General features: G+C 61.2%; 9 protein-coding genes and 2 pseudogenes. 6 read left to right on the top strand and 5 right to left on the bottom strand.

What is annotated here, in order from left to right; translation table 11 throughout:
• Nucleotides 1-62: 62 nt before the first annotated feature.
• Together AB4O08_RS10395 and AB4O08_RS10390 are read right to left on the bottom strand one after the other, a co-directional pair.
• Nucleotides 63-662, bottom strand: a pseudogene (locus tag AB4O08_RS10395) (methyl-accepting chemotaxis protein); the annotation flags it as partial.
• A 303-nt stretch (nt 663-965) separates the two neighbouring features.
• A pseudogene (locus AB4O08_RS10390) lies at nt 966-1,622 on the bottom strand (MCP four helix bundle domain-containing protein); the annotation flags it as partial.
• Between the two features lie 344 nt (nt 1,623-1,966).
• Between AB4O08_RS10390 and AB4O08_RS10385 the strand changes: the two are divergent.
• Complete coding sequence (locus tag AB4O08_RS10385; protein ID WP_010213700.1) at nt 1,967-2,197, top strand: hypothetical protein; 231 nt, start codon at nt 1,967-1,969, stop codon at nt 2,195-2,197.
• A complete protein-coding gene (locus tag AB4O08_RS10380; protein ID WP_016977202.1) occupies nt 2,194-2,487 on the top strand; it encodes a cell division protein ZapA in 294 nt (97 codons plus the stop codon). Before AB4O08_RS10385 ends, AB4O08_RS10380 begins: the two co-directional genes overlap by 4 nt.
• Here AB4O08_RS10380 and AB4O08_RS10375 read toward each other — a convergent pair.
• Entirely contained in the window at nt 2,484-4,286 is a 1,803-nt protein-coding gene (locus AB4O08_RS10375; RefSeq protein WP_045791376.1) for an acyl-CoA dehydrogenase, read from the bottom strand. The two genes, AB4O08_RS10380 and AB4O08_RS10375, sit on opposite strands and share 4 nt — an antisense overlap.
• 227 nt (nt 4,287-4,513) lie before the next feature.
• Nucleotides 4,514-8,467 (bottom strand): trifunctional transcriptional regulator/proline dehydrogenase/L-glutamate gamma-semialdehyde dehydrogenase, encoded by a 3,954-nt coding sequence (gene putA, locus AB4O08_RS10370; RefSeq protein WP_010213697.1) that lies wholly within the window; start codon nt 8,465-8,467, stop codon nt 4,514-4,516.
• Nucleotides 8,468-8,927: 460 nt separating this feature from the next.
• On the opposite strand from putA, the gene putP reads away from it, so the two are divergent.
• From putP to AB4O08_RS10350, 4 genes are all read left to right on the top strand, one after another.
• Entirely contained in the window at nt 8,928-10,412 is a 1,485-nt protein-coding gene (gene putP, locus AB4O08_RS10365) for a sodium/proline symporter PutP (RefSeq protein WP_010213696.1), read from the top strand.
• 203 nt (nt 10,413-10,615) lie between these two features.
• Nucleotides 10,616-12,592 carry a type VI secretion system Vgr family protein gene (locus tag AB4O08_RS10360; RefSeq protein WP_460114850.1) on the top strand — a complete coding sequence of 659 codons (1,977 nt, stop codon included), beginning with the start codon at nt 10,616-10,618 and terminating at the stop codon, nt 12,590-12,592.
• Nucleotides 12,593-12,613: 21 nt separating this feature from the next.
• On the top strand, nt 12,614-13,297 hold the full coding sequence (locus AB4O08_RS10355) for a DUF4123 domain-containing protein (RefSeq protein ID WP_460114849.1): 684 nt from the start codon (nt 12,614-12,616) through the stop codon (nt 13,295-13,297).
• 134 nt (nt 13,298-13,431) lie between these two features.
• Nucleotides 13,432-14,268: a 23S rRNA (adenine(2030)-N(6))-methyltransferase RlmJ gene (locus AB4O08_RS10350; protein WP_010213693.1), complete on the top strand. Its 837-nt coding sequence runs from the start codon at nt 13,432-13,434 to the stop codon at nt 14,266-14,268.
• Nucleotides 14,269-14,406: 138 nt separating this feature from the next.
• Here AB4O08_RS10350 and msrA read toward each other — a convergent pair whose 3' ends face one another.
• On the bottom strand, nt 14,407-15,054 hold the full coding sequence (gene msrA / locus AB4O08_RS10345; RefSeq protein WP_010213692.1) for a peptide-methionine (S)-S-oxide reductase MsrA: 648 nt from the start codon (nt 15,052-15,054) through the stop codon (nt 14,407-14,409).
• Nucleotides 15,055-15,078: the final 24 nt, after the last annotated feature.

Raw genomic sequence — 15,078 nt, 5'->3', positions numbered from 1 at the left:
CACATTGCTATCGCAGGCAAGCCAGCTCCCACAGGGATAGGCGTCGTCAGGCGAATCCGATTTTAGAGACGGAACCGGCCGACCATCCCATTCAGATCCACTGCCAGGCGCGACAGCTCACTGCTCGCTGCACTGGTCTGGCTGGCGCCGGTCGCCGACTGCACCGACAGGTCACGGATGTTCACCAGGTTGCGGTCCACTTCCCGTGCCACCTGGGCCTGTTCTTCTGCTGCGCTGGCGATCACCAGGTTGCGTTCATTGATCTCGACAATTGCCGTATTGATGGTATCCAGCGACATCCCGGCACCTTTGGCGATATTCAACGTCGATTCGGCGCGTTCCGTGCTGTTGCGCATCGAGTCCACCGCATGCTCGGTGCCGGCCTGGATGCTGCCGATCATCCGCTCGATTTCGCTGGTCGATTGCTGGGTGCGATGGGCCAGGGCGCGCACTTCATCGGCCACCACCGCAAAACCCCGACCGGCTTCACCGGCACGCGCCGCTTCAATCGCTGCGTTCAGGGCCAACAGGTTGGTCTGGTCGGCCAGGCCGCGAATCACGTCCAGCACCTTGCCGATGTCGCGCGACTCATTGGCCAGGTCGCCAATCAGGGTGGCCGTGGCTTGCACGTCGCCGCTCATGCGTTCGATGGCGCTGACCGTTTCCTGCACCAGGTCACGGCCATCACCGGCGGAGGTGGTGGCGTTGCGCGAAGCTTCGGACGTGCTCACCGCATTGCGGGCGACTTCTTCGACGGCACTGGTCATCTCATTCACCGCGGTGGCGGCTTGTTCGATTTCGTTGTTCTGTTGGGTCAGGCCACGGGCGCTTTCGTCGGTGACGGCGTTCAGCTCTTCCGCAGCAGACGCCAGCTGGGTCGCGGACCCGGCAATGCGTTGCAGGGTGTCGCGCAGCTTGTCCTGCATCTTGGCCATGGCGGCCAGCAGGCGCCCGGCTTCGTCGCTGCCGTCGACCTTGATCGGCCGCGTCAGGTTGCCTTCGGCCACTTCTTCGGCCGCTTCCAATGCCTGGGCAATCGGCAGGGTGATACTGCGGGTCAGCAGCCAGGCGAACAGCAGCGTCAGCAGGGTGGCGATCACCAGAAGGCTCACCACCATGTTGAAGGCCATGTTGTACTGGTCTTCGGCGTCCTTATTGGTGGCCAGGGCCATCTTGTTATTGATGTCCAGCAGACGGGTAAGCACGGCGTTGACCTGCTCGGAGTTACTCAGCAATTCGTTATTGAGCAGGCTGCGCAGCTCTTCCACCTGATTGGCCCGCGACAGGCTCTTCATGCGTTCTTCAATCTGATGGTACTGTCCAAGCAGACGCACGTAGTCGTCGTAGGCCGCACGCTCTTCGCTGCTCTCGATGAGTTTTTCGTAGATGCCCTGGGCCGTGCGAATCTGCTGATTACGCACTTCAAAGGCTTCCAGGGTTTTTTGCTGAACCTCCGGCTCACGGTTGGTCAGCAGGCGGTACGACAACACACGCAGGCGCAGGGTCAGTTGGGTGAATTCGTCGAGGGCGCGAATGCTCGGCACGCTGGACATTGTGATGTCTTCGGTGGCGCCACGGATCTTGCTCATCTGGTTCAGGGCAAACACACCGAGAAACAACATCAGCGCACCAATAAACGCGAAGCCGAGGAAGGCCCTCGGAGCGATATTCATATTACGAAGCGACATGCGGGAATCCTGGGGGAGAAGCGCGATCCGTGCGGCCATCAGACGGGGTGTCCCTCTCTATCGGTCGTACGACTAAAGTCTAAAGGGGCGTGTGCGCTTTTGTCGCATCTGACGAGGGGTTTGGCCGATTCAGGAACCAGATCCGGTAAATGCAGTCACTAAGGCTCGAAAGTGCGGCCCGGCCCTTAAAAATCGAGCTGCGCGCCGGGGATAACCCTGGCATCCGAGGTGAATTTTCTTTATCGTCACCGCCCTTTGAAAAAGCCCGAGAAATCAAAATGTTAGAAGCATCCCTCAGCCAATTGGAACAACTGGTCAGCGACCTGGTACAGCAGAATCAGGATCTGCTGAGCACCAACGAATCCCTCAAGGCGGAACTGGCCCGCGCCAAGGATGAGAACGACAGCCTGCAACTGAACCTGATGGAGCAGGAAGAAAAGCACGGCGCCACTGCCGCACGGATCCAGGCGCTGGTTGAGCGTGTGAGCGCAGGGCCTGTCGGCGCATGAGTGAAGGGATAAAGGTCGTTTCGATTCTCGGAGAGGATTACTCGATCAAGGCTCCGGCCGGGGAAGAGAAAACCCTGATGCACGCCGTGACCCTGCTCAAGGCGTCCCTGGCCACCACCAAGAAGAAGTACCCGACCCTGATCGGTGACAAGCTACTGGTGCTGGCGGCGCTGAACCTGTGCGCCGAGCAGATCGAAATGCAGCAGGCGCACCAGCAGGAACTCGACCGTTACCAAGAGCAAGTCAGCGCCACGGTCGATGTGATTTCCAAGGCGATCGGAACGCCTTAGAACCACTCATCTTGCATGCCGAGGCACGTGTCATCGCGGGCCTCCAAGAGTGCCAGTTCATGATGGCAGCTCGGTACTTCCCAGGTCAGGAAGTACCGGGCGGCCTGGAGCTTGCCTTTATAGAAGGCCACATCCGCCGCATTGCCCTTGGCCAAGCCTTCTTCGGCGCGAATCGCCTGTTCCAGCCAGCGCCAGCCAATCACCGTATGCCCGAACACCTTCAGGTACAGCGCCGAGTTCGCCAGGCTGCTGTTGACCTTGCCGTGGGCGAGATCCGTCAGCAGGCCGATGGTGACGCTTTGCAGGCGGTTGACCAACTGTTCCAGTGGCTCCCTTAATGCGGTCAGGCTTGGGTATTCCTGCGCCCGTGCGCCGGTTTCAGCAATCAGTCGTATGAGTTGCTTCAGCCCCGCGCCGCCGTTCTGCGCCAGCTTGCGCCCCAGCAAATCCAGGGACTGGATGCCGTGGGTGCCTTCATGGATCGGGTTCAGGCGGTTGTCACGGTAGTACTGCTCCACCGGGTATTCGCGGGTGTAGCCATGGCCGCCGAGAATCTGGATCGCCAGTTCGTTGGCCTTGAGGCAGAACTCCGAGGGCCAGGATTTGACGATGGGCGTGAGCAGGTCCAGCAGTTCGTGGGCGTGCTTGCGCTCGGCTTCGGTTTCCAGGGTGGTGGTGTCGTCGAACAGCCGTGCGGCGTAGAGGCCAAGGTCGAAGGCGCCTTCCACGTAGGATTTTTGGGTCAGCAGCATGCGCTTGATGTCCGCGTGCTGAATGATCGAGACAGGTGCCGTTGCAGGGTCTTTGCTGTCGGGCAGACGACCTTGCGGGCGTTCGCGGGCGTACTCCAGGGAGTAAAGATAACCCGCGTAACCGAGCATGACCGCGCCCATGCCGACGCCAATACGCGCCTCGTTCATCATCTGGAACATGCAGCTCAGCCCCTGGTGCGGCTGGCCCACCAGATAGCCGACGCAATGCCCGTTGTCGCCGAAGTTCAGCGCGGTGGACGTGGTGCCGCGCCAGCCCATCTTATGGAACAGCCCTGCCAGCAGCACGTCGTTGCGCTCGCCCAGGCTGCCGTCGTCGTTGACCAGGAATTTGGGCACGATAAACAGCGAAATGCCCTTCACCCCGGCTGGCGCGTCCGGCAGCTTGGCCAGCACCATGTGCACGATGTTGTCCGACAACGGGTGGTCGCCGCCGGAGATGAAGATCTTGTTGCCCTTGAGTCGATAGGTGCCGTCAGCAGCAGGCTCTGCGCGTGTGCGAATATCCGCCAGCGACGAGCCCGCGTGGGGTTCGGTGAGGGCCATGGTGCCAAAGAAGCGGCCGTCGATCATCGGTTGCAGGAAGCGTCGTTTCTGATCGTCGGTGCCGAAGCTTTCGATCAGGTTGGCGGCGCCCATGGTCAGGAACGGATAGGAGGTGGACGCCGCGTTGGCCGACTGGAAGTGCGCGAAACAGGCTTGGGACAGTAGGGTGGGCAGTTGCATGCCGCCCGCTTCGAAACTGCGCGCTGCGTTGAGGAAGCCGGCTTCCAGGAAGGCGTCCACGGCGGGTTTCACTTCTGGAATCAGGATGGCCTTGCCGTCTTCGTAGCGCGGTTCGTTTTCGTCGTTCTTGCGGTTGTGAGGGGCGAAGTACTTTTCCGCGATGTTGCGGGCGGTGCTGATGGCCGCATCGAAGGTTTCACGGTTGTGTTCGGCAAACCGCTCGCGCTGGGTCAGACCCTCGGCATCGAGGACTTCATACAGCTCGAAAGCCAGATTGCGGGAACTGAGCAGCGTCTCGGACATGGCGGCTTACCTTTGGAGGAATTGGCCTGAGTCTAAGTGCGCGAATGGTGGGTGGATAGCAAGATTGATCTGGGTGATGGAGGAACAAAACGCGGATGGAAGCAAAGCGCGGTCAATGGGGGAGCGGGCTTACTCGCGAATGCGCGATGTCAGTCAACATCTTCATCGACTGACACACTGCTTTCGCGAGCAAGCCCGCTCCCACAATTCTGACCGTGTTGGGTCAGTTAACCGATGGTCATCAGGCTGGCATTGCCACCTGCCGCCGCGGTGTTAACACTCAACGCCCGCTCGATCACCAAGCGCTCCAGCGCAACCGCCGTCTCGCCTTGCGACAAACCTTGCACCCCGACAATCGCACCGCCACGCTGGGCCACTTGCTGGCACACCGCACGCAACTGGTCGGAATCACCGTGGTGCAGGACCGCATCGAACACAACCTCGTCCTTGGTCCAGTCGGCCACGCGCTTGATCTTCGCCTGAATCTCCTTCGGCAGGCGTGGGAACAAGGCCTTGGTCAGGTCAGTTTCAGGCCATACCGCCGAACCGCCGACGGCCAGTACCGCCGCCAGTTGCGTCAGCAGATCGCCTTCCACGTCCGCCAGGCACAGTACATGCTCGCGAGGCAGGATGGCGTAGCTGTTGCGCTCACCGGTCGGGCCGGCCAACTGGCGGGTGATACCGCTTTGCGACTGCGCGGCGAACTGGCTGCACAGGGCGCTCAGGTCGCTGAACTTGTTACCGTCGGCCCAGGTTTTCAGGGCGGTCAGCGGCTGGCTCATGGCGTCGCGCAGGCGCACGTCCGGCGCGGCCAATGCGTCGCCGCGGACGAAGGATTGCTCGATGGCATCCGTAGGGCGCGTCGACAGCAGGCGGTACAGGTACAGCGGGCCACCGGCTTTCGGGCCAGTGCCCGACAGGCCTTCGCCGCCGAACGGTTGCACGCCAACCACAGCGCCCACGATGTTGCGGTTCACATAGACGTTGCCGGCATTGACGTTGTCGATCACCTTGGCGATGGTCTCGTCGATACGCGTGTGCACGCCCAGGGTCAGGCCGTAGCCGGAGGCGTTGATCTGACCGATGAGTTGGTCGATCTCTTTACGCTTGTAGCGCACCACGTGCAGTACCGGGCCGAAGATCTCGCGTTGCAGTTCGTCGAAGCTGTCCAGCTCGATCAGGGTAGGCATCACGAAGGTGCCGCGCTTGATCTCTTCGCCATCGGCGATAGCCACCTGATACACATTGCGGCCTTTGTCGCGCATGGCCTGGATGTGTTTCTCGATGCCGGCCTTGGCTTCGGCGTCGATCACCGGGCCGATGTCGACGGACAGGCGCTCAGGGTTACCCAGGCGGCATTCCGCCATGGCGCCCTTGAGCATTTCGATGACGCGGTCTGCCGAATCTTCCTGCAGGCACAGTACACGCAGGGCCGAGCAGCGTTGACCGGCACTGTCGAAGGCCGAGGACACCACGTCGATGACCACTTGTTCGGTCAGCGCCGAAGAGTCGACGATCATCGCGTTCTGGCCACCGGTTTCGGCGATCAGCGGGATCGGACGGCCCTGGGCATCCAGGCGACCGGCGACGTTGCGTTGCAGCAGGCGAGCTACTTCGGTAGAACCGGTGAACATCACGCCTTTGACGCGATCATCACCCACCAGGCGGGCACCCACGGTTTCGCCCTGACCCGGCAGCAATTGCAGGACGCCTTCCGGAATACCGGCTTCCAATAGGATGCGCACGGCTTGCGCGGCAACCAACGGGGTTTGCTCAGCAGGCTTGGCCAGTACCGGGTTGCCGGCGGCCAACGCAGCCGCAACCTGGCCGCTGAAGATCGCCAGTGGGAAGTTCCACGGGCTGATGCAGACCACCGGGCCCAGCGGGCGGTGGGCGTCATTGGTGAAATCGTTACGCGCCTGCACCGCGTAGTAGCGCAGGAAGTCCACCGCTTCACGCACTTCGGCGATGGCGTTGGCGAAGGTCTTGCCGGCTTCGCGGGCCAGCAGGCCCATCAGCGGCTGGATCTCGCCTTCCATCAGGTCGGCGGCACGCTCCAGGATTGCAGCGCGCTCGGCGGGCGGGGTGGCCTGCCAGATCGGTCCGGCGCTGATAGCGCACTGGATCGCGTTGTCGACGTCTTCGACGGTTGCTTCTTGTACATGACCGACTACATCACGCAGGTCGGACGGGTTCAGCACCGGTGCCGCCGCTTGCTCGCTGGAGGCGCAACCGAGCATCGGCGCGGCTTTCCAGTTGTTGTGGGCGGTGGCCAGCAAGGCGCAGGACAGCGACGCCAAGCGGTGTTCATTAGCCAGGTCGATACCGGCCGAGTTGGCGCGGTCGCTGCCGTACAGGTCACGCGGCAATGGAATGCGCGGGTGCGGCAGGCCGAAGCCGCCTTCCAGCGTGGCCATCTGTTCGATGCTGGCCACTGGATCGGCCACCAGCTCCTGGATCGAGATGGATTGGTCGGCGATGCGGTTGACGAACGAGGTGTTCGCGCCGTTTTCCAACAGGCGACGTACCAGGTAGGCCAGCAGCGTTTCGTGGGTGCCGACCGGTGCGTACACGCGGCACGGACGGTTCAGCTTGCCGTCGGAAACCTTGCCTACAACCTGCTCATACAGCGGTTCGCCCATGCCATGCAGGCATTGGAATTCGTACTGGCCGGGGTAATAGTTCTGACCGGCGATATGGTAGATGGCCGACAGCGTGTGCGCATTGTGCGTGGCGAACTGCGGGTAGATGACTTCCGGCACCGACAGCAGTTTGCGTGCGCAGGCAATGTAGGAAACGTCGGTGTACACCTTGCGGGTGTAGACCGGGTAGCCTTCCAGGCCTTCGACCTGGGCGCGCTTGATTTCGCTGTCCCAGTACGCGCCTTTTACCAGGCGGATCATCAGGCGATGGCGGCTGCGGCGTGCCAGGTCGATGACATAGTCGATCACATACGGGCAACGCTTCTGGTAGGCCTGGATCACGAAACCGATGCCGTTCCAGCCGGTCAGTTGCGGCTCGAAGCACAGGCGTTCCAGCAGGTCCAGGGACAGCTCCAGGCGGTCGGCTTCTTCGGCATCGATGTTCAGGCCGATGTCGTATTGCTTGGCCAGCAAGGTCAGGGACAGCAGGCGCGGGTACAACTCGTCCATCACGCGCTCGTATTGCGCACGGCTGTAACGCGGGTGCAATGCCGAGAGCTTGATGGAAATGCCCGGGCCTTCATAAATCCCACGGCCGTGGGACGCTTTGCCGATCGAATGGATGGCTTGTTCGTACGAGGCCAGGTACTTCTGCGCGTCGTGTTCAGTCAGCGCGGCTTCACCCAGCATGTCGTAGGAGTAACGGAAGCCCTTGGCTTCGAACTTGCTCGCGTTGGCCAAGGCCTCGGCAATGGTTTCGCCGGTGACGAACTGCTCGCCCATCAGGCGCATGGCCATGTCGACGCCCTTGCGGATCATCGGCTCGCCGCTCTTGCCGATGATGCGGCTCAGGGACGAGGTGAGGCCTGCTTCGTTGTGGGTAGCGACCAGTTTGCCGGTCAGCAACAAGCCCCAGGTGGCGGCGTTGACGAACAGCGATGGGCTGTTGCCCAGGTGCGGCTGCCAGTTGCCGGTGCTGATCTTGTCGCGGATCAGTGCGTCGCGGGTGCCCTTGTCCGGGATGCGCAGCAGCGCTTCGGCCAGGCACATCAGCGCCACGCCTTCCTGGGACGACAGGGAGAATTCCTGCAGCAGGCCCTGGACAATACCGGCACGGCCGCCGGCACTCTTCTGGTTACGCAGTTTTTCAGCGATCGAGGCCGCCAGCTTGTTGGTGGCTTCGGCCATCGGGGTCGGCAGGCGAGCCTGTTCGATCAACATCGGCACCACTTCCGGCTCAGGGCGGCGGTAAGCGGCGGTGATCGAGGCGCGCAATACGGACTGTGGCAGGATGCTTTCGGCGAACTCAAGGAAGCACTGGTGGGCGTGGTCGGTCTGGACCTCGCCTGCATCGTCGGCGTCCTTGCTGCTCAAACCATTGAGTTCGGTCAGGGTTGCACCACCCTCCAGTTTCTCCAGGTAATTGAAAATCGCCTGCTTGATCAGCCAGTGCGGCGTGCGATCAATGGAGGTCGCGGCAGCCTTCAGGCGCTCGCGGGTCGGGTCGTCGAGTTTGACCCCAAGGGTGGTCGTAGCCATTTTCTTATCCTCATGGGTGCCACTACCGAGTGGCATCAGCTGGCGGCAAGATTAGCTTTGCGCATGCAGAGGTGCAACCGGGTGCAACCCTTTTTATTCAGGAAATTTTCGATCGTGATCGGGAAAAAAACACACCGCCAACAGATTCCGCTCCGCCTTGGTGCGTTTGCTTCTGAGATCGGCTGTTCTTGCTCCGAAAAGGAGCAAAAACAGGGTGTTTTTTACAAAACACGTTAAGGTGCAACTTATTCTCGCGAAACTGGTTGCACCTTATTTGCTTTGTTGAATAGCATTCGCGGCCAAGGTGCAACCACCTCGACGGGTCGGTTCATCGGCTGACGGCTTTCCTGGGGAAACGTCAGTCATAAATGCGCGGCACGCAGTTACGTCTACCCACTACCAGTGGGTGGCCGTCTGACAGACCGCTGCTACATAAAAACAAAGCCAGGGCGTCACTCTTATGAGCGTTAGTAATCCAACCCTGATCACGTTCGTGATCTACATCGCAGCAATGGTACTGATCGGCTTCATGGCCTATCGCTCCACCAACAACCTTTCCGATTACATCCTGGGCGGTCGCAGCCTCGGTAGCGTGGTGACTGCCTTGTCGGCCGGTGCTTCCGATATGAGTGGCTGGTTGTTGATGGGCCTGCCGGGCGCGATCTACATGTCTGGCCTGTCGGAAAGCTGGATCGCCATCGGCCTGATCGTCGGTGCTTACCTCAACTGGCTGTTCGTCGCCGGTCGCCTGCGGGTCCAGACCGAGCACAACGGTGACGCCCTGACCCTGCCGGATTACTTCTCCAGCCGTTTCGAAGATAAAAGCGGCCTGCTGCGGATCATCTCTGCCGTGGTGATCCTGGTGTTCTTCACCATTTACTGCGCTTCCGGCATCGTCGCCGGTGCCCGCCTGTTTGAAAGCACCTTCGGCATGTCCTACGAGACTGCGCTGTGGGCCGGTGCTGCAGCGACCATTGCCTACACCTTCGTCGGTGGTTTCCTGGCAGTGAGCTGGACCGATACCGTACAAGCCACGCTGATGATCTTCGCGCTGATCCTGACGCCAATCATCGTGCTGCTGGCCACCGGTGGTGTTGATACCACTTTCCTGGCCATTGAAGCCAAGGACCCGACTAACTTCGACATGCTGAAAAACACCACCTTCATCGGCATCATTTCGCTGATGGGCTGGGGCCTGGGTTACTTCGGCCAGCCGCATATCCTCGCGCGTTTCATGGCGGCGGATTCGGTGAAGTCGATCGCTAAGGCACGCCGCATCTCCATGACCTGGATGATCCTGTGCCTGGGCGGCACCGTGGCCGTGGGTTTCTTCGGTATTGCTTACTTCTCGGCGCACCCGGAAGTCGCAGGTCCGGTCAACGAAAACCACGAGCGTGTGTTTATTGAGCTGGCCAAGCTGCTGTTCAACCCATGGATCGCCGGCGTGCTGCTGTCGGCCATCCTGGCGGCCGTGATGAGCACCTTGAGCTGCCAATTGCTGGTGTGCTCCAGCGCCTTGACCGAAGACTTCTACAAGACCTTCCTGCGCAAAAACGCCTCCCAGGTTGAGCTGGTATGGGTCGGTCGCCTGATGGTGCTGCTGGTTGCGCTGATCGCTATCGCCATGGCCGCCAACCCGGAAAACCGCGTTCTGGGCCTGGTGAGCTACGCCTGGGCCGGCTTCGGCGCCGCGTTCGGTCCTGTGGTGCTGATCTCGGTGATCTGGAAAGGCATGACCCGCAACGGCGCACTGGCCGGTATCCTGGTCGGCGCGATCACCGTGATCGTGTGGAAACACTTTGAACTGCTGGGTCTGTACGAAATCATCCCGGGCTTCATCTTTGCCAGCCTGGCGATCTACTTCGTGAGCAAGCTGGGCGCTCCGACTGCGGGTATGGTCGAGCGTTTTGATGCTGCGGAAAAAGACTACAACCTCAATAAGTAATTCGCTGGGCGTTAAACGCCAGGTGAGTTGAAAAAAGGCCCGCGTCCTACGGATTGCGGGCCTTTTTTTGCGTGGGGTTTACGTCGGTCCTAAGAAGATTCAGACGTGTGAACGTAGGGTTTTACTGATTTGCTTGGCGTGTGCTCAGCGGGGCGCAAGGGTGATGCAAAATCGGCAGCCCACCCCTCGCAGAGAAACACCGGATGTTCGCTCCTGCCAATCAAAGCGCCTTTAACCTGACCCTCGATGGGGAGCCCAGTGAATTCAAGGTAGTCGAGTTCAGTGGTATCGAATCCATCAGCCAGCCTTACCGTTTTGATATCGAACTGGTCAGCGAGCAGCCCGACCTGGACCTGGAGAGCCTGCTGCACCGGCAGGTGTACCTCGGTTTCGATGATCGGGGCCGGGGTGTCCACGGTCTGGTTTACCGAATGGCGCAAGGCGACTCCGGCCGACGCCTGACGCGGTATCAGATGACGCTTGTGCCGCAGCTTGCCTATCTGGGCCACAGTAGCCACCAGCGTATTTTCCAGCACAAGACGGTGCCGCAGATTGTTGCGCAAGTACTCGAGGGGCAGGGGATCCAGCGCGACCGTTTCGAGTTCCGGCTCAGTGGCACCTACCCGGAGCGTGAATACTGCGTGCAGTTTGGCGAGACGGACCTGGCGTTCATCCAGCGGCTTTGCGCGGAGTTGGGCATTCACTATCACTTTCAGCATTCGTCGGCCGGTCATTTGCTGGTATTTGGCGATGACCAGACCGTTTTCGTCCAAGCAGCCCCGCCCACGCCCTATACCCCCGGTTCCGGGATGGTGGCGGACACCCCGGTGATCAAGCGGTTTGCAGTACAGATACAAGCCCGTACCACGGGGGTGAACCTGCGCGACTACGACTTTCGCAAGCCAAGCCTGGCGCTGGAAAGCGAGGTGACAGGCGAGCAGCTTCCACCGCTTGAAGCTCAGGTTTATCCCGGCCACTTCAACGACCGTGCCCATGGCAAATACCTCGCGCAGCGTGGTCTGGAGCGGCACCGCAGTGACTATCGCGTCGCCCGTGGCAGCGGTGATGAGCCTGCCTTGGGCAGCGGTCGGTTTCTCAAGTTGGCCGGTCACCCGCGGGAAGACTGGAACGACCTGTGGCTGGTGACGCACGTGACCCATGAGGGGCTGCAGCCCCAAGTGCTGGAAGAGTCCGTCACCGAGGTGGCAGGCGGGGATTTCCGCCAGGGTTATCGCAACGAATTTTCCGCTACGCCTTGGGACGCGATCTTCCGCCCGCCCATGCCTGAGCAGCCGCGTCCGACCATTGCCGGCTATCAGAACGCCGTGGTGACCGGCCCCGCCGACAGCGAAATCCATTGCGATGAATACGGCCGGGTCAAGGTGCAGTTGGTGTGGGATCGCGACGGGGAACATAACGACCATTCCAGTTGCTGGCTGCGGGTTGCCAGCGGCTGGGCCCATGATCGTTATGGCTCGGTGTTGATCCCCCGGGTCGGTATGGAAGTGCTGGTGGGTTTCGTCAATGGCGACATGGATATGCCGCTGGTCATGGGTTGCCTGCCCAACGCGGCCACCCAGGTGCCCCTCGACCTGCCGGCGGACAAGACCCGCAGCGTCTTCCGCAGCCAGAGCAGCCCCGGTGGTGGAGGCTACAACGAGCTGCGCATCGAGGACCGAAAGGGCGCCGAGGAAATCTACCTGCGCGCCCAGCGGGACTGGACGCAGCACGTGCTGCATGACCTTCGGGTAAACGTGGATGGCGAGTCGCATCACGAATTGCAAGGCGAGGAGCTGCGCATCACCCACGGCAACCGTCTGACCGACCTAAAGCAAGACGACCACTTGATGGTTGGCGGCTCGCGGCAGGTAAGGGCAGGACAGACCATCCAGATAGGCGCGGGGCAAAGCGTGGTGATCGAGGGTGGCGCAACCGTGACGATTCAGGCGGGCGGACAATCGATCACCCTGTGCGCGGGCGGGATTTTCAGCAGCGTTCCGATCCAGCTTGGCAGTGCGCCCGCTGCGACTGCGGCGCCATTGACGCCTGGCCTGAAGGAAACAGTGCTGGCGGTGATTCCCGCTCCACTGAGCCGGGTGCAAGTGGCCAGCCTGAAGCGCAGTGCGCCGTTTTGCGAAGAGTGCGAGCGTTGCAAGAACGGCCAATGTGGCCTCATCTGACTTTTAAACGGATTTACGAAGATGCATCAACCTTTGCTTCCGGGTGAACAGATGTTTGCAGTGCTGGGCGCTGGCAGCGACGCCAAGCCCCTTGACGCTTGGCGGGCGCTCGCCGCCGGGCCAGCGCCGCAGCCCGTTTGGGCCGGCACGGCCTATGCGACATGGGATGAGGTGATGCCCTATGTGGGAATTGTCGAACCGGATAGCCCGTTCCTCGATTGGGCTGCTTCCACGGCCTCCACGGATTGGGGCTGGTTGGCCCTATCGTCGCACCCGCTGGAAACCGTGATTGCACACCTGCAAGGCCTGACCAAGGTCTACCTGCCCGACGGCGAGGAAGTGTTCTTGCGGTTCTGGGATGGTGCTCAGTTCCTGCCGATCCTTCAGCAGACGGGCGGTGAACTATTGCCGGTGTTCCAGCGCTACTTGATCAATGGCCAGTCGCTGACCGTCGCCACTGGCCCGGTCACTGCCGCCAGAGCGAGCCCGTGGTGGCGAGTACCTGCGCCGTTACTTCAAGATTTGGCCGAGCAATCGCCGCACACCCTGATCGATAACCTCCTGCAAGGGCTCGAAGAGCAACGCCCTGACCTCTACACTGCGTTCATGCCGACGACCTTGCGGGACAAGGTCGCCTACTTCACGCGCCGCCGCGAGGTCAGCCATCAGGGTTTGGCGGGCTTTCTGGCTTCAGAGTCGAGTTGAAACCAGCGCCTGCTGCAGATCTTCGATCAGTTCGGCGATGGCTTCGGCGCAGTCTTCGCGGGCGAAGCGCGCACCGAAGCACTGCACCAACGCCCGCGTAAAAGGTAAACTTCGCCCCCTGCGCAGGAGCAACCATGAATTATCGTCACGCCTTTCACGCCGGCAACCACGCCGATGTCTTCAAACACCTGACCTTGACCCGCCTCATCGCCCTGATGTCGCGCAAGGAGCAGCCGTTCGCCTACCTCGACACCCACGCGGGGATCGGTCTGTACGACCTGCAGGGCGACCAGGCCAACCGCACCGGTGAGTACCTGGAGGGCATTGCGCGCCTGTGGGGCGAAAGCGACCTGCCGCCACTGACCGCCGATTACATGCGTGTGCTGCATGAGATGAACCCGGACGGAGAGTTGCGCTACTATCCGGGCTCGCCGGAACTGGCGCGGCGGCTCACCCGCCCTCAGGACCGTGTGCTGCTCAATGAAAAGCACCCGGAAGACGGCGTGCTGCTCAAGGACAACATGAAGGGTGACCGTCGCGTGAAGGTGCACCTGGGCGAAGGCTGGCATGTGCCGCGAGCTTTGCTGCCGGTCCCGGAAAAACGTGCGTTGATGCTCATTGATCCGCCGTTCGAAAAACTCGACGAGATGCAGCGCTGTGCGGCATCCCTCAAAGAGGCGGTGGGTCGCATGCGCCAGACCGTCGCGGCCATTTGGTATCCGGTGAAGGATCAGCGCATGTTGCGCCGTTTCTACCAGGACCTAGCCGGCACCGGTGCGCCGAAGTTGCTGCGTGTGGAATTGCTGGTGCATCCGCTGGATACGCCCAACACCCTGACCGGCTCGGGCCTGGCGATCGCCAACCCGCCGTGGGGCTTGGAGGAGGAGTTGCGGGAGTTGCTGCCGTGGCTGTCCAAGAAGCTTGGGCAGACCCAGGGTGGATGGCAGATGGATTGGCTGATCGCTGAGTGATCCAGTCTTAAGCCATGCACGGAACCCAATGTGAGAGCGGGCTTGCTCGCGAAGGCGGTGTATCAGTCTACTAATTCAGTGACTGACACCCCATTTTCGCGAGCAAGCCCGCTCCCACATGTTGAATGGCGTTGGCCTTTAGATCGGGCAGCTCACACCCGTTCCGCCGATCCCGCAATAGCCCTGCGGATTCTTCGCCAGGTACTGTTGGTGGTACGCCTCGGCGAAGTACACCGTCGGTGCCTCTTCGATTTCGGTGGTGATCGCGCCCAGGCCGGCCTTGGTCAACTCACCCTGATACGCCTCGGCACTGGCCTTTGCCGCCGCCAATTGCTCCGGGGTGGTCGCGTAGATCACCGAGCGGTACTGACTGCCGATGTCATTGCCCTGGCGCATGCCCTGGGTGGGGTTGTGCAGTTCCCAGAACATCTTCAGCAGGTCTTCGTATTTCACCTTGTCCTGGTCATACACCACCAGTACCACTTCGCTGTGGCCGGTCAGGCCTGAACAGACTTCTTCATAGGTCGGGTTTGGCGTGTAGCCGCCAGCGTAACCGACCACGGTGCTGACCACGCCATCGCGCTGCCAGAACCGGCGTTCGGCTCCCCAGAAACAACCCAGGCCGAAGATCGCGAAGCCGACGTCATCCAGAAATGGCCCGAGCAGCGGATTGCCGTTGACGAAGTGAGTCTCCGGCAGCGACATCGGGGTTTCACGGCCAGGCAGAGCTTGTTCTTGAGTGGGCAGCACGTTTTTGTTCACCAGAATTTCCGAGCGCAAGACCATGATCAGTCCTCTCAGTCAGATTGA

This window comes from Pseudomonas sp. H3_E07 (assembly GCF_054668895.1).
The sequence above is the reverse complement of the archived record's forward strand: the minus strand, read 5'-3'. Positions and strand labels throughout refer to the sequence as shown.